The sequence below is a fragment of the Streptomyces sp. NPDC006552 genome (assembly GCF_040611655.1).
Lineage (GTDB): Bacteria > Actinomycetota > Actinomycetes > Streptomycetales > Streptomycetaceae > Streptomyces.
On sequence record NZ_JBEXOS010000031.1, the window covers coordinates 45,917 to 69,434 of the forward strand.

22 protein-coding genes and 5 pseudogenes are annotated in these 23,518 nt (G+C 69.1%); 13 read left to right on the plus strand and 14 right to left on the minus strand.

Annotation, left to right across the window (positions count from 1 at the left end; all coding sequences use genetic code 11):
* Positions 1 to 9 precede the first annotated feature (9 nt).
* Complete coding sequence (locus tag ABZY33_RS19320; RefSeq protein ID WP_356492811.1) at positions 10 to 990, plus strand: slipin family protein; 981 nt, start codon at positions 10 to 12, stop codon at positions 988 to 990.
* Between the two features lie 263 nt (positions 991 to 1,253).
* Here ABZY33_RS19320 and ABZY33_RS19325 read toward each other — a convergent pair whose 3' ends face one another.
* Entirely contained in the window at positions 1,254 to 1,805 is a 552-nt protein-coding gene (locus ABZY33_RS19325; protein WP_356492812.1) for an EF-hand domain-containing protein, read from the minus strand.
* A 134-nt stretch (positions 1,806 to 1,939) separates the two neighbouring features.
* Positions 1,940 to 4,240 carry a molybdopterin-dependent oxidoreductase gene (locus ABZY33_RS19330; protein ID WP_356492848.1) on the minus strand — a complete coding sequence of 767 codons (2,301 nt, stop codon included), beginning with the start codon at positions 4,238 to 4,240 and terminating at the stop codon, positions 1,940 to 1,942.
* Between the two features lie 271 nt (positions 4,241 to 4,511).
* Here ABZY33_RS19330 and ABZY33_RS19335 point away from each other — a divergent pair.
* Positions 4,512 to 4,835: pseudogene (locus ABZY33_RS19335) on the plus strand (RidA family protein); the annotation flags it as partial.
* 328 nt (positions 4,836 to 5,163) lie between these two features.
* On the opposite strand, the gene ABZY33_RS19340 reads toward ABZY33_RS19335, so the two are convergent.
* From ABZY33_RS19340 to ABZY33_RS19350, 3 genes are all read right to left on the minus strand, one after another.
* Positions 5,164 to 6,981, minus strand: coding sequence for an amino acid transporter (locus ABZY33_RS19340; RefSeq protein ID WP_356492813.1), 1,818 nt, complete (start codon positions 6,979 to 6,981; stop codon positions 5,164 to 5,166).
* Between the two features lie 729 nt (positions 6,982 to 7,710).
* Complete coding sequence (locus tag ABZY33_RS19345) at positions 7,711 to 8,082, minus strand: Gfo/Idh/MocA family oxidoreductase (RefSeq protein WP_356492814.1); 372 nt, start codon at positions 8,080 to 8,082, stop codon at positions 7,711 to 7,713.
* Positions 8,079 to 8,417: an NDP-hexose 2,3-dehydratase family protein gene (locus tag ABZY33_RS19350; RefSeq protein ID WP_356492815.1), complete on the minus strand. Its 339-nt coding sequence runs from the start codon at positions 8,415 to 8,417 to the stop codon at positions 8,079 to 8,081. Before ABZY33_RS19350 ends, ABZY33_RS19345 begins: the two co-directional genes overlap by 4 nt.
* 392 nt (positions 8,418 to 8,809) lie before the next feature.
* Here ABZY33_RS19350 and ABZY33_RS19355 point away from each other — a divergent pair, with 392 nt between their 5' ends.
* The gene (locus tag ABZY33_RS19355; protein WP_356492816.1) at positions 8,810 to 9,361 is read left to right on the plus strand and encodes a phosphatase PAP2 family protein; all 552 of its coding nucleotides are present in this window, start codon (positions 8,810 to 8,812) and stop codon (positions 9,359 to 9,361) included.
* Positions 9,362 to 9,742: 381 nt separating this feature from the next.
* Here ABZY33_RS19355 and ABZY33_RS19360 read toward each other — a convergent pair whose 3' ends face one another.
* The gene (locus ABZY33_RS19360; RefSeq protein ID WP_356492817.1) at positions 9,743 to 9,913 is read right to left on the minus strand and encodes a hypothetical protein; all 171 of its coding nucleotides are present in this window, start codon (positions 9,911 to 9,913) and stop codon (positions 9,743 to 9,745) included.
* Positions 9,914 to 10,443: 530 nt separating this feature from the next.
* Here ABZY33_RS19360 and ABZY33_RS19365 point away from each other — a divergent pair.
* Positions 10,444 to 11,640: a PP2C family protein-serine/threonine phosphatase gene (locus ABZY33_RS19365; protein ID WP_356492818.1), complete on the plus strand. Its 1,197-nt coding sequence runs from the start codon at positions 10,444 to 10,446 to the stop codon at positions 11,638 to 11,640.
* A gap of 199 nt (positions 11,641 to 11,839) precedes the next feature.
* Here the strand turns inward: ABZY33_RS19365 and ABZY33_RS19370 are convergent, their stop codons facing one another.
* Positions 11,840 to 12,229: a nuclear transport factor 2 family protein gene (locus tag ABZY33_RS19370; RefSeq protein ID WP_356492819.1), complete on the minus strand. Its 390-nt coding sequence runs from the start codon at positions 12,227 to 12,229 to the stop codon at positions 11,840 to 11,842.
* An 80-nt stretch (positions 12,230 to 12,309) separates the two neighbouring features.
* Entirely contained in the window at positions 12,310 to 13,566 is a 1,257-nt protein-coding gene (locus ABZY33_RS19375; RefSeq protein WP_356492820.1) for an MFS transporter, read from the minus strand.
* 100 nt (positions 13,567 to 13,666) lie between these two features.
* Between ABZY33_RS19375 and ABZY33_RS19380 the strand changes: the two genes are divergently transcribed.
* Entirely contained in the window at positions 13,667 to 14,215 is a 549-nt protein-coding gene (locus ABZY33_RS19380) for a TetR family transcriptional regulator (RefSeq protein ID WP_356492821.1), read from the plus strand.
* Positions 14,216 to 14,636: 421 nt separating this feature from the next.
* Here ABZY33_RS19380 and ABZY33_RS19385 read toward each other — a convergent pair whose 3' ends face one another.
* Complete coding sequence (locus ABZY33_RS19385; protein ID WP_356492822.1) at positions 14,637 to 15,074, minus strand: hypothetical protein; 438 nt, start codon at positions 15,072 to 15,074, stop codon at positions 14,637 to 14,639.
* A 414-nt stretch (positions 15,075 to 15,488) separates the two neighbouring features.
* Here ABZY33_RS19385 and ABZY33_RS19390 point away from each other — a divergent pair, with 414 nt between their 5' ends.
* Together ABZY33_RS19390 and ABZY33_RS19395 are read left to right on the plus strand one after the other, a co-directional pair.
* Complete coding sequence (locus ABZY33_RS19390) at positions 15,489 to 15,848, plus strand: hypothetical protein (protein WP_356492823.1); 360 nt, start codon at positions 15,489 to 15,491, stop codon at positions 15,846 to 15,848.
* Positions 15,849 to 16,199: 351 nt separating this feature from the next.
* Positions 16,200 to 16,589, plus strand: a complete 390-nt coding sequence (locus ABZY33_RS19395; protein WP_356492824.1) for a hypothetical protein — start codon at positions 16,200 to 16,202, stop codon at positions 16,587 to 16,589.
* Positions 16,590 to 17,000: 411 nt separating this feature from the next.
* On the opposite strand, the gene ABZY33_RS19400 is transcribed toward ABZY33_RS19395, so the two are convergent.
* Together ABZY33_RS19400 and ABZY33_RS19405 are read right to left on the minus strand one after the other, a co-directional pair.
* A complete protein-coding gene (locus ABZY33_RS19400) occupies positions 17,001 to 17,171 on the minus strand; it encodes a hypothetical protein (RefSeq protein WP_356492825.1) in 171 nt (56 codons plus the stop codon).
* Entirely contained in the window at positions 17,165 to 17,686 is a 522-nt protein-coding gene (locus ABZY33_RS19405) for an SDR family NAD(P)-dependent oxidoreductase (protein WP_356492826.1), read from the minus strand. Before ABZY33_RS19405 ends, ABZY33_RS19400 begins: the two co-directional genes overlap by 7 nt.
* A 105-nt stretch (positions 17,687 to 17,791) precedes the next feature.
* Here ABZY33_RS19405 and ABZY33_RS19410 point away from each other — a divergent pair.
* The 3 genes and pseudogenes from ABZY33_RS19410 to ABZY33_RS19420 form a co-directional block, all read left to right on the plus strand.
* Positions 17,792 to 18,110, plus strand: a pseudogene (locus tag ABZY33_RS19410) (LysR family transcriptional regulator); the annotation flags it as partial.
* Positions 18,111 to 18,378: 268 nt separating this feature from the next.
* Positions 18,379 to 19,071 (plus strand): SMI1/KNR4 family protein, encoded by a 693-nt coding sequence (locus ABZY33_RS19415; protein ID WP_356492827.1) that lies wholly within the window; start codon positions 18,379 to 18,381, stop codon positions 19,069 to 19,071.
* Positions 19,072 to 19,128: 57 nt separating this feature from the next.
* A pseudogene (locus ABZY33_RS19420) lies at positions 19,129 to 19,338 on the plus strand (hypothetical protein); the annotation flags it as partial.
* 120 nt (positions 19,339 to 19,458) lie between these two features.
* Here the strand turns inward: ABZY33_RS19420 and ABZY33_RS19425 are convergent.
* Both ABZY33_RS19425 and ABZY33_RS19430 read right to left on the minus strand, forming a co-directional pair.
* Positions 19,459 to 19,926 (minus strand): NUDIX domain-containing protein, encoded by a 468-nt coding sequence (locus tag ABZY33_RS19425; RefSeq protein WP_356492828.1) that lies wholly within the window; start codon positions 19,924 to 19,926, stop codon positions 19,459 to 19,461.
* Positions 19,927 to 20,184: 258 nt separating this feature from the next.
* The gene (locus ABZY33_RS19430) at positions 20,185 to 20,754 is read right to left on the minus strand and encodes a TetR family transcriptional regulator (protein WP_356492829.1); all 570 of its coding nucleotides are present in this window, start codon (positions 20,752 to 20,754) and stop codon (positions 20,185 to 20,187) included.
* A gap of 117 nt (positions 20,755 to 20,871) precedes the next feature.
* On the opposite strand from ABZY33_RS19430, the gene ABZY33_RS19435 reads away from it, so the two are divergent.
* Positions 20,872 to 21,564 (plus strand): SDR family oxidoreductase, encoded by a 693-nt coding sequence (locus ABZY33_RS19435; RefSeq protein WP_356492830.1) that lies wholly within the window; start codon positions 20,872 to 20,874, stop codon positions 21,562 to 21,564.
* A 298-nt stretch (positions 21,565 to 21,862) separates the two neighbouring features.
* Here ABZY33_RS19435 and ABZY33_RS19440 read toward each other — a convergent pair whose 3' ends face one another.
* A complete protein-coding gene (locus ABZY33_RS19440) occupies positions 21,863 to 22,324 on the minus strand; it encodes a spore-associated protein A (protein ID WP_356492831.1) in 462 nt (153 codons plus the stop codon).
* 207 nt (positions 22,325 to 22,531) lie between these two features.
* Here ABZY33_RS19440 and ABZY33_RS19445 point away from each other — a divergent pair.
* Both ABZY33_RS19445 and ABZY33_RS19450 read left to right on the plus strand, forming a co-directional pair.
* A pseudogene (locus ABZY33_RS19445) lies at positions 22,532 to 22,744 on the plus strand (MarR family transcriptional regulator); the annotation flags it as partial.
* Positions 22,735 to 23,063, plus strand: a pseudogene (locus tag ABZY33_RS19450) (CoA-transferase); the annotation flags it as partial. The pseudogenes ABZY33_RS19445 and ABZY33_RS19450, both read left to right, overlap by 10 nt.
* Positions 23,064 to 23,518: the final 455 nt, after the last annotated feature.

Here is a 23,518-nt window from a genome sequence, read left to right on the forward strand (position 1 = left end):
TGAGAAACCATGGGTGTACTGATCACCGTGCTGGTGGTGTGTGCCGTGGCCGGGCTGGTGCTGCTCGCCCTGAGTGTGCGCAACGTCCAGCAGTACGAGAAGGGCGTGGTGTTCCGTTTCGGGCGGCTGCTCCCGGACATCCGGGGACCGGGCCTGCGGGTCATCCGGCCTATCGGGGACCGGATGCGGAAGGTGTCCGTCCAGACCGAGGTTCTGGGCATTCCGCCGCAGGGGTCCATCACGGCCGACAACGTGACGCTCACCGTCGACGCGGTGGTCTACTTCAAGGTCATCGACCCGGTGAAGGCCCTGGTCAACGTCCGTGACTACCGTGCCGCCGTCTCCCAGATCGCCCAGACGTCGCTCCGCTCGGTCATCGGCAGGGCCGATCTGGACACGCTGCTCTCCGACCGCGACCACATCAACGCGGAACTCAAGAAGGTGATGGACGCCCCCACCGAGGAGCCCTGGGGACTGCGTATCGAGCGCGTCGAGATCAAGGACATCGCGCTTCCCGGGTCGATGATGCGTTCGATGTCGAAGCAGGCCGAGGCCGAGCGGGAACGCCGCGCGCGGGTCATCGCCGCCGACGGTGAGTTCCAGGCGTCGCAGCGGCTGACCGACGCCGCGGCGACCATGGCCGACACCCCCGGAGCGCTCCAACTGCGCCTGTTGCAGACCGTGGTGGACGTCTCCGCCGAGAAGAACAGCACCCTGGTGATGCCGTTCCCCGTGGAGATGCTCCGCTTCTTCGAGCATCAGAGCAGGGGGGATGACGGCGAGTCGGACGGACGGGTCGCGCGCAGGAGCGATCAGCCCGCCCCGCTCTCCTCACCGACCGTGGCTCCGGAGCAGGCCTCCCCCGCCACGGCCCTCACCCCCACGGCCCACCTGCTCGACGAGCGCGCCGCCGGCCGTGCGGAGGTGGCCAGGGAACGGCGCGACAACTGGCCGACGCGCCGCAACGCCGAGGAGTCCCTCAGCGGTTGACCCTTCCTGCCCGGGACCGGCACCGCGCCTGTCGGCAAGGTTTCGGTCCCGGCGTGGGGCGGGGCTTCGGGGTCGCGCCCCGGCCTGACCTTCGGCCGACCAGAGCACGAGTTGCTGTTCCGGTGCGCCGGCGTAGCGGAAGGTGTCCACTCCCGAGGTTGAACCTCAATGTACGGACGACCCCGTGACGCGGACACCTCCTCGCCGCGCCGCCCCGTCCGGGCGCCCACTGCCGAGCACCTGGCATACCTGGTCGGGGGCTGTCAGGCGGTGACCTTGCCGAAGATGTGGTTGGCAGGAGCCTCGGGGTCGTCCCCGTAGAAGAACTCTTCGAGTGCGTGGTGGAACTCGTCACGGTCCAGTCCCCCGGAGCCGTCGCGGTCCAGGGCGGCGAAGACGGTGGCGCAGTCCTCGCCGGGTACGGCGGCGACCGAGTCGAACATCAGCTGGAACTCGGCCTGGTCGATCTTGCCGTCTCCGTCGAGGTCGACGAGGTCGAAGAAGCAGTTGCTGACCGGCTCGATCTGCTGCGGGTAGAGCGCGCGGTCGGTCAGGGCACTCTTGAAGCCTTCGGTCATCTCCCGCACGTCGACCTTCCCGTCGCCGTCCTGGTCCATCGGGGCGATGACGTTCGACCAGAACCGGTCCATCCCCTCGGTGAGCCGGCGGGCGGTCTCGGCGTCCGGGGCGGTGGCGCGGGCGCTGATGTAGCGCTCGCTCATCTTGCGTACGTCGTGCTGGGTGATGAAGCCGTCGCCGTCGACGTCGGCGCCCCGGAACCACTGGCCGTACTTGCGGTCTTTCAGTGCAGTCATGACTACGGACCGTATTCGCGCAGTCACGGCCGCGCAAACGCCGGAGGGGGGTCCGACGCCGGACAGGGGCTGTCGGCTGTGCGCCTGACGAGAGTGAACTGGGCAAACACGCCCGTTGTTCAGGTGGGTTCGGGTCAGTGTTCGAGGTGTGGTGGTGTGAAGGCGAGTACCCCCTCGACCGGTCCGTCGTAGACCTCGACGTCGACGAGCGCACTGTGCGCACTCGGACCCTGGGACAGGCGCGAGCACCCGCGGTCCCGGGTGAGGGTGTTGGGGTTGCCGTGGCGGTCCAGGCTTCCGCTCCGGCCCGGCCGCGCCGGGTCCCACCACGCTCCGGTGGACAGCTGAACGACGCCGGACATGACGGTGTCCGACAGGATCGCGCCCGCCAGGCAACTGCCCCTGTCGTTGAAGACGCGCACGATCATGCCGTTCTCGATACCGCGCGACGCGGCGTCCAGCGAGTTGATCGTCACGGGCTCACGGCCGTGGATCTTCGACTTGAGGCTGTGGCCACCGTTGTCGTACTGGCTGTGCAGACGAGAGGCGGGCTGATTCGAGATCAGGTGCAGGGGAAAGCGCTCCGCCAGGCCGGCGCCGAGCCACTCCCCGGGTTCGAACCATGTCGGATGTCCGGCGCAGTCGTCGTAGCCGAACGAATCGATCTTTTCGGAGAAGATCTCGATCCGGCCCGACGGCGTTGTCAGGGGGAAGCGCTGCGGATCGGAGCGCAGGGCTTCGAAGCTGCCGGGAAACGGCCCGCCGAGTGACGGCAGCTCGACACCGGACGCGCTCTGCCAGAAGTCGTCGAAGGCCGGCAGGGCCGCGTCGTCGCCGAGGCCGGCCCTGGTCTGCTCGTAGAGGTGCCGGACCCATTCGCTCTCGCTGCGTGCCTGGGTGAACTCGCGCTCATAGCCGAGCCTGGTAGCCAGGGCGGCGAAGATCTGGTGGTCGGTGCGCGCCTCACCGGCCGGCTCGCGGACCTTCGGCATCGGGACGAGGTGGGGATCGGAGAACCCGGCGGCGAAGTCATCGCGCTCCAGACTGGTCGCGACGGGGAGCACGATGTCGGCGAACTTCGCCGTGGTGTTCCACCAGGCTTCATGGACCACCACCGTGTCCGGGCGCTGCCAGGCACGGGTGAGGCGGTGGAGGTCCTGGTGGTGGTGGAAGGGGTTGCCGCCACACCAGTAGATCAGGCGCAGGTCCGGCAAGGTCAGTCGCTGACCGTCGTAGTCGATGGTCCTGCCCGGCTCCAGCAGGGTGTCGGCGATCCGGGCGACCGGAATGAAGTCCGCGACAGGGTTCGCGACCCGCGGCACCGACGCCACCGACGGGCGGCCCGGGGCGACACCGGTCGCGTCCATCGTCGCGTAACCCGCGCCCCAGCCGCAGCCGGGCCGCCCCATCGAACCCGTCATGGCCGCCAGTACGACCGACATCCAGATCGGCTGTTCACCGTGGTCCGCCCGCTGTATCGCGTAGTTGACCATGATGAGAGAACGCTGCGTGGACAGGCGGCGAGCGAGGTCGGTGATCGTGTCGCGGCCGATGCCCGTGATCCCCGCCGCCCAGCCGGCGTCCTTGACGACGCCGTCCACGTCTCCGGTCAGGTAGGAGGCGAAGCGGTCGAACCCCACGCAGCAGCGGGTGAGGAAGTCCTCGTCATGCCAGCCGTTGACCAGCAGCGTGTGCGCGATGGCGAGCATCAAGGCGGTGTCGGTGTTCGGCACGACCGGCAGCCACTCGGCGTCGAGGAAACCGGCGGTATCGCTGCGGATCGGGCTGACGTTCACGAAGCGCACCCCGGCCTCACGGCACTTGCGCTGCAGGTTCCGCGTCTGGTGCCGGGCCAGTCCGCCAGGGTTGATCTGACTGTTCTTCAGCGCCAGCCCGCCGAACGCCACCACGAGCTCGCAGTTCTCGGCTATCTCGTCCCACATCGGCATCCGGGACTGGTAGCTCCAGGGAGCCCCGCCGATCACATGCGGGAGGATGACCTCCAACGCCGCCGTGCTGTACGTGTTGCGCGAGTCGGTGTAACCCCCACCCAGGGCCAGGAACCGCTGCAGCTGTCCCTGCGCGTTGTGGAAGCCGCCCGCACTCGCCCAGCCGTACGAGCCACCGAACACCGCACTGTCCCCGTGCTGCGAACGCACCCGGCGCAGTTCCTCGCTCACCAGCCCGAGCGCGTCGTCCCAGCTCACCTCTACGAAGGCGTCCACCCCTCTGGCCGCGTCGCCGGCGCGCGGCAGGCCATCGAGCCACCCCTTACGCACCGCTGGACGCCGCACACGAGCAGAGTCCTCAGCCGCCGTCACCATGCCAGGCCCGATGGGCGAGGGCGCAGGGTCGTCGCCCCGAGGCTCGATGCGCTGCAGCCGGCCCGAATCGACCACGGCCACGAAGCTGCCCCAGTGGGTCGCCACCGGCATACGTCGTTCCACCGTGCATCAACTCCATCCCTGAAGTCTCTCCGGCTCACGGGCAACGGCCGCCTGTGCCACAGGGGTTCCGCGTCGGACAGCGGTCCGCAGGACACAGACTCCCCCTGCAAGAGGTCGCCCAACCCTGACGGCGCCGGCGATTCCTGCCGTCGCCCTCTCCTCTCACTCGACCTGTGCGGTTGGCGCCTGCGGTCGCTCCCGGCCTCGAGCGGTACAACGCGACCGCGTCCGCCTTGAACTCGGCGGGGTACGGCCTACAGGCACGGGCCGCTTCGTCGCCGTCGCGGGCCAGCTCGCCCTCGACGAGCGGGGCGAACTGGTCGGCGCCGGTGATCCCTCCGCCCAGGCGCCAGGTCTTCGAGAACCTGCGACGCTGTCTGACGGCGGCCGGGGCGGCCTTCGACGACGTGCTCGAACTGACCTACTACGTGACGGACATGGCTTTCATGCCGGCCGTCCGCGAAGCGCGCGACGCCTTCCTCGACCCGTCCCGCCAACCTGCGGCATCGGCAATCCAGGTGTCGGCTCTCCTCTCCCCCAGTTCCTGATGGAGATCGAGGCGTTCGCCGTGATTCCGGAGTGACTCTCCGGCTCCTGCACGTCGTGGCCGGCCGGTGGGCGGGGGCCGTTACGGCTACGCCTGCGCCGTTGGGCTCGTTATGGCTGTGGATGAGGATTCCCGCCTCTGCACGATGTGCGCCGGTAACCTGAGGGCCGGCGTGGCCCACCTCGTCGCAGGCACTACGCGCCGCAGCCGCCCCACCGTGTCCGGCCGCTCCTGATCTGGAGGTGGCGGACGGTTCCGGGCTGGTGACCATCGCCGTCCACCGCCAGGACCACCAGGCCACCTCGCCGGGGCGCAGGTGGATGGCGTCAAGACCGTGGTCGGCCTGAGGGCCGGCCCTCCCCGCTCAGGCCCCGACGTGGATCCCGGGCCGCCGGGCCGGGTCAGGTTCGTTGCGGCGGATGATCTCGCGGGTGACGGGGGCGGTGTCACCGCGGCCGAGGAGGAAGTAGCGCAGCATGTGCCGCAGCGGGCTCCCTTCCGACCAGGCGAAGTAGCAGTGGGGCCGGGTGCCGGTGGCGTCGCGCAGCGCCAGCAGGACCGCGGCGATCGCGTTCGGGGCTGCCGGCGCTTCGGCTCGCAAGATCCGGTACCCGCCGACCTCGACGCCGTGCACCGTGAGCGTTTCGCTGAAGTCCGACGGGTCGACGACGTCGATCTCCAGGAAGAGCAGGTCGGCTCGGCCCGGTACCGCGTTCATGCCCCGCTGCTCACGCTCCTTCTCCCGGTACTCCGCGTCGTCACCCGCCTGCTGTCGGTTGGCGATGATGTTGATGGAGTGGTCATGGGCGAGGGTGTCGGCGACGAAACTCCGGGCGGCGTCGTCGAACACCAGGCGATCTGCCCGCAGTTCGGTGGTCCGCGAGACGCGTGAGATCAGCGACACCACGACGATTCCGGCGATGAAGAGGCCGGAGATGGCGATGCCGCCGGGCTTGTCGACGACGTTGGCGCTCAGGGCGTAGAGCAGGACCGCGGTGAGCAGTGCGAAACCGACGGTCGTGGCGCGTCGACGGTGGTGCGCGGCGAAGACCGTGACGGCCAGGGCGCCGGAGACCATCATGGCCAGGATTCCGGTGGCGTACGCCCCGGCCTGGGCGTTCACGTCGGCACCGAAGGCGATAGTGATCACGATGCACAACGCCGTGTAGACCAGCACGACGGGACGCACGGCACGCGCCCATTCGGGGGCCATGCCGTAGTCGGGGAGATAGCGGGGCACGATGTTGATCAGCCCCGCCATGGCGGAGGCCCCGGCGAACCAGAGGATGAGGATGGTGCTGATGTCGTAGACCGTGCCGAACGCCTCGCCGACCCGGGCATGGGCCAGATAGGCCAGAGCGCGGCCGTTGGCGGCGCCGCCGGCTTCGAATTCCTTGTGCGGGATGAGGAGGGTCGTGACGAAGCTCGCGGCGAGCAGGTAGACGCTCATGGCGGCGGCGGCCGTCGTGAGGAGGCGACGGGCGTTGCGGACGCGGGCACGCAGCCGTTGCTCGGGGTCGTCGCCCTCCGCGGCGATCAACGGCGTCATGCTCACCCCCGTCTCGAAACCCGAGAGTCCCAGCACCAGCAGCGGGAAGGCCATCAGTGCCGGACCAGCCATGCCTCCGAGTCCGCCGCCGCCGCTGGTGAGGGCTTTCGTCCAAGCCGAGAACGTACCGGGAGTGGTCGTCACCTGGAACAGACCGACCCCGATGACCACCGCGTTGAGGAGCATGAAGACGGCGACCAACGGGATGGCTATGCGGACCGCCTCGCTGAAACCAAGGAGGAAGACTCCTCCCAGCACCAGCAGCAACACCACCGTGATGACCACCTCGTGGCCGTGGAGCGCGGCCGGGAAGAAGGGGTTCTCCACCACGTGCACCGAGGCGTCCGCCGTGGACAGCGTGATCGTGATGATCCACGATGTCGCGACGAACCCCAGCAGGACCAGCACGAAGAGCTTGCCCCACCAGAACGGCAGCAGATCCTCCAGCATGGCGACGGATCCCGCACCGTACGGGCTCTCCTTCGCCACCCTGCGGTACATCGGCAGCATTCCCAGCAAGGTCAGCAGGACGAGCAGCAGCGTCGCCAGAGGCGAGACTGCTCCGGCGGCCAGCGCGGCGATCGCCGGCACGTAGGCGAGGCTGGAGAAGTAGTCGACGCCCGTCAGGCACATGACCTTCCACCACGCGTGCGACTCCCCATGCCCTTCACCGGCGTGCGGCCCCACTGGCTGCACGCGGTGCCGCAAGAACCACCGCGCCACCCGGCCGGCCGGCTGAGTGCGCAGCGCCGGGCTGTCCACCACCTCCGGCAGAACTCGCGATCTCGCCTCGGTCATGTCGCCTGCAGCCCCTCTCCCTGCCACCCACCGCACCGATCACTACGCACTACGGGTACCGCATCATCACGCCGCACCGAGCAGGCCGCTTCCCCGCAAACCTCACGGCACTCGGATAGACAGGGAGCCTTTACCCGACCCGTACCTATCGTTGGGCGGCGCGCTCGGCTGCACGGACCGCACCGTGCGAGCGGCCCGGTGCAGGCTGCCGGTCAGCGGTCCGCTGCCGGCGGGTGTCAGCACGCAGCTGGCCTGCTTCACCGCCGAGGGCGTCATCCGTGCCAAGGTGTGTGCCCGTATTGACTGAGCGGCGTAGCAGCGCTCCGGCGACGGTGACCGCACTGTCCCGGATCGAGGGCACAGATGAGCCCGCGGCTACTGCGAGCCGGGGTTCTCATGCGCTGACCCGGTCGCTTCCGATCGCCGTTGCCGGGGACATGTGGCCCATGGAGGCCGGGAGGTTCGCCGCACTCACGCATGGAGATGCCGGCGAGCAGTCCGCTACCGTCCATGTGCGGTACTGGTGCACCACTGTCTCACCACCACCCCTTCGGGCCGCGACCTTCAGGGCTCCTCGGACCGCCTCGTGCGAAGTGCGCTGGAGACAGGTATCGCCGCGCTCGCGTCCAGCCAAGGGACGGTTGGAGTCGGGCACGAGCAGCTTTGGCGGCCTATGGCGCGTGCAGCGCGTTCGGCAGTGGGATTCGGCAGTGGGATGTAGACGGCGTCGAGTCCCGGGAGGGTCAGGAGTTGCTCGTATCCCGGCCAGGGGGTGCCTCCGTGGCACGCGGCCGCCTCGCGCGCTGCGGAGGGGTGGCGGTTGGCGATGGCCGCAATCTCGACTTCCGGATGATCTGTGAAGGCGGGCAGCATCCGTCGCAGAGCGAACTCAGCGCAGCCCTGGACCCCCGGGCGGATTCGTTTGCAGGCGCTCATGCGATGAAGCTTATGCAGGTGAGCAGGTTGCGTGTCTCCACATTGGGCACCCCGCCGTATTGGCTGGCCGCAGCGAGCTGTCCGCAGGTAGCCCAGTGGAAGCTGTCGACTACCTCCATGGTGGGGTCGTCGGTCACGTCGACCGCGAGGTAGCGGTTGCGGGCGTGGTGGAAGCGGCCCCCTTCTTCGGAATGGACGACATCGAAGAGGACCTGTCCGGGGCAGGCACTCAGGACGGTGTCCAGGTAACGGGGGCGGCGTCCGTTCGGCAGATGCGCGTAATTGGCGGGGTTGCACTGCACGGTCGGCGCGATCTCGACGCCGTCAGGGGTCAACCGAGTCCTCGCCTTCGGACGCGCACCGGTCGAGCATGGCTTCGCACACCTCAAGAACTGGCGAATCCTCACCAAGCTCCGCACGAACTCGCCCTCGCCACCCGACTTCTGCGCGCTCTGCTCGTCCTGACGAACCTCGAAGTCGACCGCTGGCGGATGATCTTCTTCGCGGACTCCCCCCTACGACCAGCGCGAGTACCCGGAGAACCGGCCACACCAGCCCTTTGACCTGCGTCTTCAAGTTGGTGGGGCCTCACGGCGAACCGGGCGCGGAAGTCGTCCCACTCCGAGGCCGGCCGTGCGTTTGCCTCGCGGGGTGCGGCACTACTGGACGGATGAGAGGCACGGCCTTGGTGCAAGCCGTTGACCTGGGGTACCGGCACCGTATGAAAATGCTGGATCAAGTGCGTGACGCCGACGAGCTGGGAACCAAAGGAGCGGCCTCCCGGATCCCGGCCGGGGCGGCGAAGGTGCTGTCGGCGGTCGAAGAGGCCGCAGAAGGCACGAAGCTGTGGTGCGCTGCGGCCGGGATGATGGCGTGGCGGGGCGGCTGGCGAGGCCGCAGGGCGGCAGCCGCCGGCATCGCCGCCGTCGTGGCGGCGCAACTGATGTCCAACGGCGTGGGCAAGCAGGTGACAAGCCGGCGCCGGCCGCCCAAGGAGTGGATCCCGCACGACGAGGTCGAGGACCGCCCCGACTCCTCGTCCTTCCCCTCCGGGCACACCGCGGCCGCCGTGGCGTTCACCGCGGCCGTCGCCCCCACCTGGCCGCTGGCCGGCGCCCTGTGCGCGGTACCTGCGGCAGCGGTCGCCGTCGAGCGGGTACAAAGCGGCGCCCACTACCCCAGCGACGTCGCAGCCGGCGCCGCAGTCGGCCTGGCCGCCGCCTGGCTCACCCACCGCGCCCCGCACCTGCTGCTGCGCCACCGGCTCAGCAACCGGTAGCTGACGGCCGCGTAACCCCGGCAGCCGAGCGGGCGTCGACCATCTGACACGACGAGACCTCGGCTGTGTCAGCGGTCCTGTCACTGGACCGGCGTGGCGGTGGAGCCGCGCTGGCCGCGCGGCTTCCCTGCGCGGGCGCCCGGCGTGCACAGGGCCTCGGGCCTTTCGCCCCCCTCGCGAAGGACCGGGGCCATCCGCATGGCCCGCCCAGCCCTTGCTGCGGTTCGTCCTGGGTGTGCAACGTGTCGGCGTACGGACTTGAGGTGCTGCTTCTGGGGCGTGCAGCCCACCGTCGCAGGCGTCCTCGGCTTCGGCTGCTGAGACCGGTGCGGGGGTCCCGGCGTGCCGGGCCGGGACCCCCGCACCGTCGTTTCGCTGCGGTCAGCTCAGCTGGTCTCCGGCGTAGCGGCAGATGGCGCCGGCGGCAGCGACGTGCCACACCGTCCCGGCCGCGGCGGCGCCGATGTCCACGGCCTGGCCGGGAATGCCGACCCAGGGGTTGGCGTCTTGTCCGGAGTAGCGGTAGATCTGGGTGGAGCGGCCGCACTTCATCGGAGCCCTGTGGCTTCGCGATCTCGAACTCACCGCCTGGTGCGTCCTGCACGCCGCCCGCAGGTCGGACGATCCCGCTGGACGCCAAGCCTTTCTCGACGCCTGGACGACCGCGTGAGGAGCGTCGCTTGCCATGCGGCCGATGATCACAGGACACACGCTGGAGCGTGGTGAGGGCGCCCTGCTGCGCAGCCGTCCACCCGCTGGCCAGACCGGCACCCGCTGTGCCCTGTGTAAGGTGCGGCCTTCGGCGGGGTATGGCTGCGGGGCGAGTGATCACGTAGTCGTTGGGTCCGCCGCGCAAATATTGGTGCACGCGCAGTTCAACGTCGGTGCGGGAACAGCTGGGGCCGCCCTTGCACTGCACAGCAAGGCCGGCGGGGAGTTGCACAGGGGAGAACATCGATCTCGGTTCACATCCACCCCCGGGTCCTCACGGCGGGTCCGTCCCACGATTGACCGAATATGCCGACTCGGACGCGTACTCTCAGCTCGGCGGGCAGGAGCGTTCGTAACGCTGGGAGGACGACGTGGCGCGAGATCGAATCGGGCTGGCCGAGGTACTGGCGGCGGCTGAGGCTGCCGCGCCGGTGGACTCTCTTGACGTCGTGGCACGCAACCTGCGCGACCGGTTCGGGGCGCGCTACGTGTCATTCCTGTTCGTCGATGTGGTCGGGCGCCGCCTGCTCCGGGTGAACGACACCACATCCTCGCCGCAGGAGCCCCACGCCGAGCAGGTCGCCCTCGCGGGCAGCGGTGTCTACGACGAGGTGCTGCGAACCCAAAGGCTGGTGCGGGCCTCGGAAGAGGCGGAGGGACAGCGGGTGCTCGCGCCCGTCACCAACCGCGGCGACACCATCGGTGTCCTGGAGCTGTTCCTCCCCCACGTCACCCCGGACACACTGGAGCAGATCGAAGAAGCCGCGCATGCGCTGGCCTACATCATCGTCACCGACCGGCGGTTCACCGATCTCTACCACTGGGGCAACCGCACCACCCAGGTCAGCCTGGCCGCCGAGATCCAGCGCCAGCTCCTGCCCTCGGCGCCCGCATGCGAAGCCGACGCCTTCACTCTCGCCGCCGCCCTGGTCCCGGCCTCCGACATCGCCGGCGACACCTACGACTACAGCCTCGACAGCGACACGCTGCACCTGTCGATCACCGACGCCATGGGCCACGACGTCGACGCCTCACTCATCGCCACCCTCCTGGTCAACGCATCACGGGCCGCTCGCCGCGCCGGATCCGACCTCGTTGAACAGGCCCGCCAGACCCACCAGGCCGTCCTCGACCACGGCCGGCGCACCTTCGCCACCGGACAGCTTCTACGCATCGCCCTGGACGGCAGCGGCGCCCAGCTCATCAACGCCGGCCACCCCCGGCCGTTGCTGCTGCGCGACGGCCAGGTCAGTGAAGTACAGCTGACGGCGAACCTGCCCTTCGGAGTTCCCACGAAGCGCCCCTACCAGGTACAGGACCTCGACCTGCGCCCCGGCGACCGCCTCCTGCTCCACACCGACGGCATGCAGGACCGCGAAGCACAGACCGTCGACCTTCCCCACCTCCTCCACACCACCGCCGGCGAGCACCCGCGCGAGGTCGTGCGCACCCTGGTCACCGCAGTCGCCGACGCCTTCAGCGGGCAGCCGCCGAAGGACGACGCCACCGTCCTGTGCCTGGACTGGCACGGCCCACCCCGCTGGCCCCACTCGGTGATGGTTGAGTGAAAGCCAGGCGTCTTGAAGTGACCTCGATATGTGGCTTGTTGTGGGACCGCTTCGTGGCGCGGCGACGGGGAGGCGATTCGGGTTTTTCGGTAGTCTTGCCTGCCCTTGAGGTGGGGAAGTTGGTGGGCCTTGGCGCGGCCCCGGCCCGGGCTCGACCTTTCCGTTCTTGAGAGCCCGTGCCGGTGGCTGAATTTCGGGACTATCCGGCGAGTTGGGCTTCGAAGGCGGCGTGGTTGAAGTACGCCTTGGCGTCCTGGATGAGGCCGTCCTCGCCCAGTTCGTAGACGTTGATTCCGGACCAGTTGACCGGCTTGCCGTCCAGGGCGACAGCGGCGCCGCGCCAGGAAACGGCGACCCGGTTGCCGACCGTGTGCGCTTCCAGGGGAGTCAGGCCGAGGAAGGGCTGGAAGTTGGGCAGCACGGAGGCGATGAAGTCGCGGATGGCGGCGCGTCCGGTGATGGGCGGTGTGCCGACCGGATCGTGGAAGACGCCGTCTACGGCGAATGACCGAGCCCAGGCGTCGATGTCGCCGTTCTGGGAGGCGCGGAAGAATTGGAGTACCGCCAGCGGCATGGCCGGGAATGACATGGAAGATCCTTCGAGTCAGGGATGGGAAGCACGGCGGACCATGGTGGCCGGTGGGGCCCGTTCTGTGGGCCGGTCGCCGCTCACCGGGCGAATGGTTCGGGCTGGTCCGCGCCGGGCGGAGTCTTAGCGAGAGTCCGGCGCCCGCGCGGACCGGTGAGGTACACGGTGAGGGCGAGCAGAGTGAGAGCCCCCATGAGTGCGGACACGCCCAGCCAGCCCAGCTGGGCATAGGCGCGGACACCGAGCCAGGATCCGGCGCTGCCGCCGAGGAACGAGCAGGTCATGTACGCGGTGTTCAGCCGACTGCGGGCCTCGGGGCACAGTGCGAAGATGCGGGCCTGGTTCGCGACTTGGCTGCACTGCACCGCGATGTCGAGCAGCAACAACCCGGCCGTCAGGGCCGCCAACCCGGCCAGGGAGCCGACCGCACCGACGGCCAGGACGGCCGCCGCAGCAAGGGCGACAAGGATGCACCACAGGTTCACCCGGTCCGCGCCGTGCCGGTCTACCCACCGCCCGGCGGCCGGGGCGCAGAACATGCTGGCCGCGCCGATCAGGGCCAAAACGCCCACCGCCTGTGCGTCCAGGCCGTAGCGGGGGCCGGTGAGCAGCAGGACGAGCGCGGTCCACGCGGCGCTGAAACCGCCGAAGAGGGTCGCCTGGAAGAGCGCGGAGCGCCGTAGGTCCGGCTCACTGTGCAGCATCCGCACGCTGGCCGCGAGCAGGGCGGTGTAGCGGTCTCGCGTGGCCGGGGCGGCGGAGGGCAGGGCGGTGTGGAGGACGATCGCCAGCAGCGCGGTGAGTACGGCGGCGACCAGGTAAGGGGCGCGCCAGCCCAGTTGTTCGCCGAGGGTGCCGCCGAAGGCGCGGGCCAGCAGGATCCCGCCGATCAGCCCGCCCTGCAGGGTTCCGATGACGGCTCCGCGCCGGTCGGCCGCGACCAGTCCTGCGGCCATGGGCAGCAACAGTTGGGGCACCACGGTCGCCACCCCGACCACGGTGCCGGCCGCGAGCAGGGCACCGGCGGTCGGGGCGAGAGCGGCAGCCAGGAGAGCGAGACCGGTCACGGCGAGCAGCGCGGTGATCAGGGGGCGGCGCGGGAGCCGGTCGCCGAGTGGGACCAGAAGGAAGATCCCGGCGGCGTACCCGAACTGCGTGAGGGTCGCCACGGTCGCGGCCGTATCCGCCGTGATGCCGAAACTGTCGGCGATGAGCGGCGTGAGGGCCTGTGGGAAGTAGACGTTCGCCACGCTGACCCCGCAGGCCAGTGCCAGGACCAGCGGCAGCCGACGGGGCAGGGCCGGTGCGGAATCCAGCGGCGTATCGGGACAGGGCATCACGACTCCAAACGAACGAACTAGATGGTTCGGATGATGGGGTGAGAGTCGCAGATGACTCCGCGATCGGTCAAACGAACTGGTTCGTTACCATCGGTGCATGGCGTACGACTCGAAGGCAACCAAAGAGCGGATCCGGGCGGCGGCGACTGCGGAGTTCGCCCAGCACGGCGTGGCCGGCGCCCGCGTGGACCGCATCGCCGCCGAGGCCAAGGCCAATAAGCGGGCCATCTATGAGTACTTCGGCGACAAGGACAAGCTCTTCGCCGCCGTCCTGGAACACCTCATGGCCGACCTCGCCCAGGCCGTCCCGCCCGGAGACGAGGACCTGCCCGCCTACGCCGAGCGGCTCTTCGACTACCACCGAGCCCACCCCGAAGCCCTGCGCCTGCTCATGTGGGAGGCGCTCGAACTCGGCGACCAGCCCGTACCCGGGGAAGAGACCCGCACCCGGCACTACGAGGACAAGATCCGCGCCGCCCGGACCGCCACCGCCGACGGCGAGGCCCGCGACCGGTTGTTCTTCACCCTCGGCCTCGTCGGCTGGAGCCTGGCCATGCCCCAACTCCGCCGCATGATCCTCGGCCCCGACCACACCCTCGAACAGCTCCGACCCGCCATCGCCGACGCAGTCCGCACCCTGCCCTGACCAGCTGATCAGCACCTTTCACACAGTGGGGGAACTCCAGAGAGGCCACTCGGGCTTTTCGGGGGCGCGGTCTCGAACGGTTCCGACGGCAACGGAAGCAGGTGCGGGAACTCACGGTCGAAGTCCTGCGCGATGGTACGGATGCGGGAGTCGATCCGCCGGGTGTTCTCCTTCTCTTCGCAGACGGCGATGTGGGCGTTGAGGTCCTCCAGGGTCTCCACCCGGGGACCGGGGGTGAGGTAGTTCCCCCGGAAGTACCCCATTGCCCCTCCACGCCGCCCTCCTCATGTGCCCCGCGCAGCCCCGGCTCGCAGTAGAAGGGGACGAAGCCGTAAAACTCGTGGAAGCGGGTCCAGCGCGGATGCTCCTCCCGGGACCGGCTCTTGAAGATCACCTTCTTCACAGCCGGCGTGAGGTTGTCCTAGCGGGCCTGCCCGGCCGGCACACCGCCCAGCGTGTTCAGCGCGTGAACGTGGCCTTCGAAGAACGCCTGCTGTCCCTGTGAGCGCGAGATGCGGTGCACCGCTTTCCCCGAATACGCGAGCCGGAAGGCGAACAGATGACACTTCACCGCTTCCTCCCGGCCGCCTAACCGCACCCAGACCTCGCCGGAATCGACCTCGGCGTCCGCTCCCAGGGCGTTGTGCCTGGTCAGGAAAGCCTCGCGGGGCGCCTCAACTTCATCGGCGATCACCCGGCGCCGGACGGTGACGAAGTCCCGCACCGTGGTGTTAGCGAGCGTCACCCCGAACTCCTCCTCCATTCGGGTTCCGATCCGCTTCGCGGTATGCCGCTGCTTGCGTGGTGCCTCGAGGGCATCACGCAGCCACTGGTCAACCGTTTCCTTGAACGGCTCCATGCGTGGAGAGACCCGCCTCGGCGTCTTACGCGGCGCGACCATCGAAGAAGTCAGCGCCTCACGGACCAGTCGCCGATGCACTCCGTACTTCCGCGCCAACGCCCGGACCGATAGGTTCTGTTGCCAGCTGTTTCGACGGATCCTGTCGAACAGCTCTTGCTAGGACAACGACATCCAAAGCCACCACCCGCGACAGACCGCGGGAAACGTCTCACCGCAAGAGGAGAGATGGGGCCCCTTCGCGTCGCCACTACCCCTGAACATCTCCGTGCGCCCCACCGAGCGGGGCCAGTCGGAGTCGTCCTGGCGGAGCCGAAAGAAGACGCCCTAGCCAAGGGCATCGATGCCCGCGGCCCTTCCAAGGCAGGGGAGGGTGGCTGCGGCGGCTGAGCCTGCCCCGCAGCGTTGATAGCGGTGCGCGCAGCCCGCATCACCGCCTTCATGTCCTCCGGGTCGCTACGCCCGAGCACGAACACCTTGGCCATGGCCAGAAGGCGGACCGCACAGGAGAACCGACAACCACCAGGAGTCGGCGGCCACATACACGCCACCGGCAAACGTGGCCAGCGCGATGACCGCCCCGACGGTGGCCTCGGAGGCACGCCGCCGCTCAGCGCGCTACCGTCGACGATCTTCGTGCTGCCGCTGCTCTGCCTGGCGCTGCAACTCAAGGCGCATCATGCGCTCGCGGCGAAGCTCCGGTTCCATGGCCCGCAATGCAATCCCGAGTTGCTCGGCATCCCGCAGGCAGGCTGCCCCCGGCAAAGGCCCTAGGTCAGTCCGGCATCTTCCCGTGGCACGCGGCCAACTCGCGGCGCAGTCGCGCCAGTCGCCCCACCTCAGCGTTGGGTGCGACTCGATCCACGTTCCAGTCCCACGCCGTGCACCATGTGGTGAAGCAGGCATCGCACCGGATGACAGTTCCGCACTGCGGACATGGCTGCACCGTCTCCCCCGCCTCAGCCCCGATCCCGAGAGACTGAGACACAGCACGCCCTTCGGAACCCTCGGCTCCCCGGAGGCCGTACGCATTGTCGGGAAGGCTGCACCTCTGTGCGTCGCACGCCCCCTCTGGGATGCTGAAGACCAGGTTCGACAGGGGGGCAGACGGTGTATGCGGAGCCTATGGCGCGAGCCGTGGTGGAACCAGCGGTACTTGAACTGACCCGGCAATACCCTCGTGGCAGGTCGTTCTCCACGACGGTCGCATTTGGCGGGGACGACTTCAGCATGTGCGCCCATATACGGGCGCAGTGGGCGGCTCCCGGACAGGTGCGGATCGCACTGGCCTGTTGGACCGTCAACAAGGACGCCGCGCGCTTTCTCGGTGGCAGTCCCCCTGCCCAGGAGGAGATGCGTCTGCCGCCGGAGGGCACAGCGGAGTGGGACGAGGAACTGACCAGCCGGGTGATCGGCCATCTCGCGGCACGCATGAACGCTCTGGCTCCTGCCCGACCGACCACCGACGCACACCTCACCATCACCGTGCCTCTCACCCTGACACAGCCCGGTTGACCCCCGTCCCGCCCAACGCCCGACGGCTACCGCAGCACCTCTCACGAAGCCTCGCCCAGCCCGGCAACGGGCCCGCGGGCGAACACGACCGCCCGTCCCGACGAGCCCGGCGTGCCCGCAGCGCCTTCCCATGTCGTTTCCTTCGGATCGCCTTGCCGACCAGATGAAGACGGCAGCGAGGTGGAGTCAGGCGAGGTAGATGGTGCGGTCTTGTCGTAGCGAGTGGCCAGACCGCGCCATTGCCGGGCAATCTGATGCACCGTCCGACGGTGAGCCCTTGCCAAGCTGGCGGCGCTGACCGCGAGTTGGACGATCCTGCGCAACACCCTGGGCAATCAACTGCTGGAGGCGTCTCATCCCACGGCGGCAGACGGCTCCAGCACCGCCTGGCCCGCGCACTTCAAGAGCCGGTCAGTGCAAGCGTTCGCCGCGCACTCCGCCGAGAACGGGGACGGCCGCGGCGGCAGTTCGTCTGGACGCCGTCAGAACGGGGCCCACGGTCTCCTGGTAGGCGTCCAGGGCCGCGGAGGGCCGCAGCACTGCGACGCCGGTACGGAACACGTCGGGCTCGACGATCAGCACCCGTATTCCGTGCGGGGTGACCTCGACGGCCAGGGTCTCGGAGAGAGCCCCTCGCGGGCGAACTTGGTGCCGCAGTAGGCGCCGACTCCGGCGAAGGTATACCGCCCGCCCACGCTGGTCAGTTGGACGACGGGGCCCGAGCCCCGGTGGCGCATGTGCGGCAGCGCGGCCCGGATGAGCGCGGCCGGACCGAAGAAGTGCAGGTCCATCAGGTGCCGTAGCTCCGCGTCGGTGGTCTCCTCGATCGCCCCGCCATCCTCGTCCGGCGTTGCTGACCAGGACATCGATGCGGCCGTCCCGGACGGCCACGCCGTCGACCGCGGATCGGACGCCGCGATGTCGGTGACGACCAGCGGTAACGCCTCGACCTGGTACGGGTGCGCTGCGACCGGGTCGTCGAGCGGCGCGGCGCGGCGGGCGGCAGCGACCGCGATGTCGCCCGCCGCCACCGCCGCTTCGGTGATCGCCCGACCGAACCCACTGCTCACCCCGGTGACCAGCCATACCTCGTTCATGCTCTTCTCCTTGTGCCGAGTGATCCGCTGTTCTCGGCGGTCCGCGTGTGAACTACTCTGCGGGGCTCACCGGTTGCCCCAAGATCCGTTGTGATAGCCGATGTTATGGACGTTCACGGTCGGGATCTGCGGTACTTCGCCGCGCTGGCCGAGGAGTTGCACTTCACGCGCGCAGCCGAGCGGCTGTTCATCACTCAGCCCGCCCCGAGCAAGCAGATCAGGACGCTGGAGAAACAGGTGGGGCTACGTTGTTCGGCAGGATCGTCGCGAAGTGCGCCTGAGCGCAGTCGGCGCAGCGCTGGTGCCACACGTTCAGCGCGTTCTCGTCGAACGGGAGGCGGCCGAGGAGGCAGTCGCCCGAGCTGTGGCCGACCGGGCGGCCGTCCTCGTCGTGGGGATGAGTACCAGTCCAGGACGCGGGGGGCGAGCTGCCGGCGATGGGAGGTGCATGTGCCATGAGTGCGATGGGAGGTGCATGTGCCATGAGTGCATCCTCACCGCAGCCTCGTCGCCCCGAACGATCAGCAGGTGGGACTTGCCCGCGCCGGAGTCGCCGATCAGGCAAAGTGGCTCGCTCTTCTTGACCCGAGGCCTCTGCATGCTCTGGAAGAGAACCAAAGGCCCATGTACCTTGCCGTTCAGCGACTTGCCTTCGAACAAGTGGTGTCTGTGCCCGGCCGTAGGGTGCGGGTATGACTGAGACCTTCGACGTGCGCACCCGGCTGGCTGAAGCGTTGCCAAGCCGTACGGAAGCGTGGCAGTTCGTCGCCGACTTCGCGGCCTACTGGCAGCAGCCGCTCCAGCCGGGGGATGGTTGGAGCGTGGAGGAGGTGGAGGCAGCCGAGCGGCGCCTTGGCTTGGTTCTGCCCGGATCGCTTCGTGAGGCATACCTGCTTCTCGGGCGCCGGACTGACCTCACCAGCAATCACGACACCCTGCTCAAGCCTGACGAGTTGCATGTGCTCGACGGCGCTCTCGTCTATCGGGTGGAGAATCAGGGCGCCGCCTCCTGGGGCGTCCTGCTGGCGGACCTGGACAATGACGATCCTGGCACCGTGATACGCCCGGATCTCGCGGACAAGTCGCAGGAGCGGTGGGATGCCTGGGAGTCGAGCCTGACGGTGGCCTGTGTTGAGATGGTCATGTCCGAGGTGGTGCTGTTCGCGGGCGGGTTCACCGACTACCTGGAGCTGGACGCCGAGGAGGCCGGCCTGGTGGAGCAGTTCCGGGAACTCCCGGCTGTGGGACGCGACGTTCGATGGTTCGCCGATGCCGATGTCCTGATCCGCGAGCTGGACGGGTTCTGTCTGAACGTCCGGTCCCGGACCGAGGAGGCACTGGATCGGCTGCGTGAGTCGGTGCCTGGGGACTGGTTGGAAGGCTGACCGCTTGAAGGGCACTCGGTGGGGGCTGCGCCAGTGTCACCCGCATGGGTGTCGGCCGGTGCGGAGCACTGGCACGGCGGCACCGACACCCCGCTCATGGCGGACATCGCCATGCCCGTCGGCGACGCAGACGGCGACGGCGCCACCTGGCTCGAGCCTGTCACCGACGAGCAGTACACCGACGCCCTGAACAGCACTAAGGAGAACCGACCCGCGCCCACGCCCACCGCCGCGGTCGGAGGGACGCCGGGCGGGGGCGCTCAGTGAGCCGGCGGGCCATGCAGCATCAGGTCCCCATCAGCTGGCCCACGCGCAGCTGGCTGGTCGGTGGGAGCCGGAGAACCGTGCGCCGCTGATGTCGACCTGCCGCCGGAGAACCCGCAGGGGTCAGTGCTGGATCAGACCGCCGACGGGGACGGGAGCGACATGGCCGGTTGCCGGAACGCTCTGCGCCAGAGCGAGGCCGACGTCGACCAGAGATGACCGGCGCAGGCGAGCGACATCGAGACCCGGAGTCCAGACCGACTCGGCGGTTTCACCGTTCGGCTCGGGCCTGAGTTGACCGCCGGTGATCCGGACCCGGTAGAAGACGCCGACGTTCTGGTGCTCTGTGCCGAGACGGGCTTCGGCCGCTGGGATCACCCTCGAGTCGACGCCCAGCAGGCGTTCAACCACCGCTTCGCAGCCGGTCTCCTCTGCGAACTCCCGGAGCACCGCGTCGAATGGATCCTCCGCGTGCTCTACCCTCCCGCCCGGAAGTGTCCAGTTGGACTTGCCCTCTGGAGACATGTGGCGGGCGAGCAGGACCCGGCCGTCCTCAATGCATACGGCGTACGCCGCCAGCCGGAAACTCATCCCCGCACCTCCCACCGGACCCTATCCCCGACGTCCAGCGCGGAGGGTTCGAGCTCTCGCATCGACAGGACACCAGCACAGAGCATCCCTTCAGAGGATCCGCACACGTTCGCTTCGACGTGCTGCTCCGGTCACCCGTTGCCTCCATGGGTCGTGGTTCTTCTGTCAGACCGTTCCGCCCCGCAGGCCGTCATCTACGCCGTCGACGCGAGCGAGGTGAGCACCGCCCTGGAAGCCCGGCCGGATCATCCGTATCGCCTACTCGACCGCCCCGCCCCTGATCAGGGCTGTGTGCGCGGCGGCAAGGATCTCCTCCGAAAGTGGGGAGCCCTTGGTGGCCCGGGACAGGACCAGTGCGCCGAACAGGGTGCAGAGGCGGACGATGCCGTCCTGGTCGTCACCGCCGAGGAAGTCCGCGAAGTCGGCCACCCCCTCGGTGTAGACCCGACGGGCCTCTCGCCCCCCGCCTTCGCGTGCGATGTCCGTGGCGAGCGCGGCGACCGGGCAGCCGTCCGCCGGGTCGTCGCGGTGTTCCACGGAGAGGTAGGCGTCGATCAGCGCTCGCCGGGCGGCGTCGCGCCGCCCTTCGTACTGTGCGAGCCCGGCGGTGTGCCCCCGGGCGAGTTCGTCGAAGGCGTGGGCGGTGGCCTCGTCGACGAGCGCCTCCTTGGACGCGAACTGCTTGTAGAAGGCGCCGTGGGTCAGGCCGGCCGCCTTCATCAGATCGGCGACGCTCACCTGAGTTCCCTGCGCCCGGAACAGCCGCGAGGCGGTGTCCACCACCCGCCTGCGGTTCTCCTCCGCCTGTGTCTGCGATACGCGGCCCATGATCACCCTCTCGTTTGGATGTCGACTGGAATCTATCCTAGACCCGTGTTTAGATTGGTTGCGTAATCTAAAAGGTGCGGGTGACCCGACGGCACCCGCCGCAGACCAGGAGCAGACATGGAACTGAAGAACGCGGTCGTGGTCGTCACCGGCGCGAACCGGGGCCTCGGGCGGCACCTCGTCACCCAGCTCATGGAGCGCGGCGCGAAGGTGTACGGCGCGGCCCGACGCCCCGAGATGGTCGATGTGCCGGGTGTCATCCCGCTGCGTCTCGACGTGACGGACGAGGCGTCGATACGAGAGGCCACCCGCACCGCGTCGGACGCGACCCTGCTGATCAACAACGCGGGCATCTCCACAGGTGCGACGTTGATCGGAGGCGACCTGGCCGAGGTGCGCCGGGAGATGGAGACAAACTTCTTCGGCCCGCTCGCCACCACCCGCGCCTTCGCACCCGTCATCGAGGGCAACGGCGGCGGCGCCGTGCTCAACGTCCTGTCCGTCCTGTCCTGGTTCCACCCGGCCACCCTCGGCTCCTACGCCGCGTCCAAGGCCGCCGCCTGGGCGCTGAGCGACGCGACCCGTGAGGAGCTGGCACCGCGCCGGATCACCGTCTCGGCGCTGCACGTCGGCTACATGGACACCGACATGGCCGCCGACGTACCCGCCGATCAGAAGGTCGCCGCGGCCGACGTCGCGGCCCAGGCCCTGCACGGCGTCGAGGCGGGCCTGCCCGAGATCCTCGCCGACGAGACCAGCCGGTACGTCAAGCAGGGCCTGTCCGCGGCACCCCAGCCGACCGCGGGCTGACGCCGGCCCCGCCACCCCGACGCGGTCGCCTTCCCGCCCTCCCGTCTTCCCGTCTTCATGCAAGGGCCTCCGGCCGTGTCCTCACGTCTGCCGAGCTGCACTTGCATGAAGCATCCCAAGGTATCTGGAGAAGCGTCGAGCTTCGGCTCGCACCACCAGACCGGATCTTCGGGCACCGCGGGAGCCTGCTGTGCCAGTGCCACCCCGGCCGGGTGCTCCACGAGCAGGGTGGGTGCCGGTCAACAGTGGCGTCCGCGAGGTCCTTCAGCTGTCCCCCGGCTCCCCGGCCCGCCCAGGACTAACGGACGCGCGCTTCGCAGTTGGTCCAGTTCTTCCCCGCGACCTCACCGTTGATCTCGCCGCGCCAACTCATGCACATTCCGCGGCCGTCGAGGAAGACGGGACCGGCGTAGCTGGTGTAGTAGCCGTCGTCGATGACGTCGGCGGTGTTGGTGCCCAGTCCCAGGGAAGCGACCATGTGCACTGCTGCGCCTTTGACCGCGCGCACGGTGACGACGCAGTTCTCTCCGGTGGTGGCGCTGTAGGTGAGGTACACCGTGCCGAGTCTGGCGATGTCGGCGGAGTTGACGACGGTGTATCCCGCACCGCAGGACCCGTTGTACGCGGCCACTGCGGCTGCGGCCTTGACGGTCGCGGTGGGCGCGGTGAGCGGTGTGGCGGCGGTGGCCGTGCCAACGGTGAGCCAGGCCGTGCCCAGTCCCGCCGTGGCCACGGCCATGATCCGTCCAAGAGCGATCATTTCTTCGTTCCCCCGTAGGTCGATGCTGTCCCCGACGGACGCAGGCGGGTTGCCCGCATCCTGTGTCGTCAGACCCGGCACTCAAGCGTTCCGTTGCCCCAGGGAACGGCGCCGTGACAGAAGCAGGACAGTCGGTGCGAAGAGGTTGGGAGGGCGGCCGTGGCAACGAGGTCACGGCTCAGGACACACACCGGTCGTCGGCAGCGGATGGGCCTGCACTACGTGCGCGCGGTGACGGTGGAATTCGACCTGCTCGGCGCCGAGTTCGCCGCCCGTCACGGACCGCACCCCACCGATGTCCGCGCGCTGATCCACCTGCTGGACGCGCAACGCCGGAAAACCCGTGCCACACCCGGCCGATTGGGCGAGCAACTGCGCCTCGACTCGGCTGGAACCACCGCCCTCATCGATCACCTAGAGGGGTCGGCACCCAGGTCGCGGGCGGTGGCCTGCCCTGGCGCCACCACCCCGACGGCACCCTGCACACCACCTCTCCGGCCAAGGAGGCCCGCGCCTTCAACGGGTCCGCCCATGTGCTGGAACACAGCATCACCACCGACTTCACGCCGGTGCGGGCCCGGCGCGGCGACCGCCACGGCAATCTCGTCCTCCCCAGGGCGGCCGCGAACTTCGACCCGCTCGCCGCCATGGCGGGACGCGTCACCTTCGCCGAGCCGAGGAGGGTTGCGAGCCCGGCGAGATCGACCCGGAGGCCGTACATGTACCCGGCGTCTTCGTGGGCGGTGAACTCGCCACCGCTCACCTGCTGGCGGCCGTCGACAGGTTCATCGTGTTCGTCGGCGGCCCACCTCACCCGCCCCAGATGCGGCCCGCCGCCAGGGAGCACTTCGTGGGCCGGCGGCGCAGCTCCCGCGTGGTCGAAGTATCGGACGTGCCGGATGTGTTGACACCCCCTGGGTGCTTCCTATCATCGGAACGGTCCGCCAATTCGACCAGCGTTCGAGATACCGAACGGAGTAGCAAGGGCGGGCGCTCGACAGTCCCGTACGCACACACGCCGGGTTCCAGCTCATCCACGAGCGCCTACTCGGCACCGGGATTGGCATGTCCATGTCCTAAAGGTGCGCACGGACCCCGGCGGTAGGACGCCGCCGGCTCCACTCATCCCCCGGGAGACACTCCATGTCGGTGACATCGGCCCGTACGAGACGGACCAGGCCACTCGCTCTGCTC

Coding starts and splice junctions, on each gene's coding strand:
- ABZY33_RS19320 (WP_356492811.1), top strand. CDS start 10: ATGGGTGTACTGATCACCGTGCTGGTGGTGTGTGCCGTGGCCGGGCTG.
- ABZY33_RS19325 (WP_356492812.1), bottom strand. CDS start 1,805: ATGACTGCACTGAAAGACCGCAAGTACGGCCAGTGGTTCCGGGGCGCC.
- ABZY33_RS19330 (WP_356492848.1), bottom strand. CDS start 4,240: ATGCCGGTGGCGACCCACTGGGGCAGCTTCGTGGCCGTGGTCGATTCG.
- ABZY33_RS19340 (WP_356492813.1), bottom strand. CDS start 6,981: ATGTGCCTGACGGGCGTCGACTACTTCTCCAGCCTCGCCTACGTGCCG.
- ABZY33_RS19345 (WP_356492814.1), bottom strand. CDS start 8,082: ATGAGCGCCTGCAAACGAATCCGCCCGGGGGTCCAGGGCTGCGCTGAG.
- ABZY33_RS19355 (WP_356492816.1), top strand. CDS start 8,810: ATGCTGGATCAAGTGCGTGACGCCGACGAGCTGGGAACCAAAGGAGCG.
- ABZY33_RS19360 (WP_356492817.1), bottom strand. CDS start 9,913: ATGAAGTGCGGCCGCTCCACCCAGATCTACCGCTACTCCGGACAAGAC.
- ABZY33_RS19370 (WP_356492819.1), bottom strand. CDS start 12,229: ATGTCATTCCCGGCCATGCCGCTGGCGGTACTCCAATTCTTCCGCGCC.
- ABZY33_RS19375 (WP_356492820.1), bottom strand. CDS start 13,566: ATGCCCTGTCCCGATACGCCGCTGGATTCCGCACCGGCCCTGCCCCGT.
- ABZY33_RS19380 (WP_356492821.1), top strand. CDS start 13,667: ATGGCGTACGACTCGAAGGCAACCAAAGAGCGGATCCGGGCGGCGGCG.
- ABZY33_RS19385 (WP_356492822.1), bottom strand. CDS start 15,074: ATGGAGCCGTTCAAGGAAACGGTTGACCAGTGGCTGCGTGATGCCCTC.
- ABZY33_RS19395 (WP_356492824.1), top strand. CDS start 16,200: ATGGCGCGAGCCGTGGTGGAACCAGCGGTACTTGAACTGACCCGGCAA.
- ABZY33_RS19405 (WP_356492826.1), bottom strand. CDS start 17,686: ATGAACGAGGTATGGCTGGTCACCGGGGTGAGCAGTGGGTTCGGTCGG.
- ABZY33_RS19415 (WP_356492827.1), top strand. CDS start 18,379: ATGACTGAGACCTTCGACGTGCGCACCCGGCTGGCTGAAGCGTTGCCA.
- ABZY33_RS19425 (WP_356492828.1), bottom strand. CDS start 19,926: ATGAGTTTCCGGCTGGCGGCGTACGCCGTATGCATTGAGGACGGCCGG.
- ABZY33_RS19430 (WP_356492829.1), bottom strand. CDS start 20,754: ATGGGCCGCGTATCGCAGACACAGGCGGAGGAGAACCGCAGGCGGGTG.
- ABZY33_RS19435 (WP_356492830.1), top strand. CDS start 20,872: ATGGAACTGAAGAACGCGGTCGTGGTCGTCACCGGCGCGAACCGGGGC.
- ABZY33_RS19440 (WP_356492831.1), bottom strand. CDS start 22,324: ATGATCGCTCTTGGACGGATCATGGCCGTGGCCACGGCGGGACTGGGC.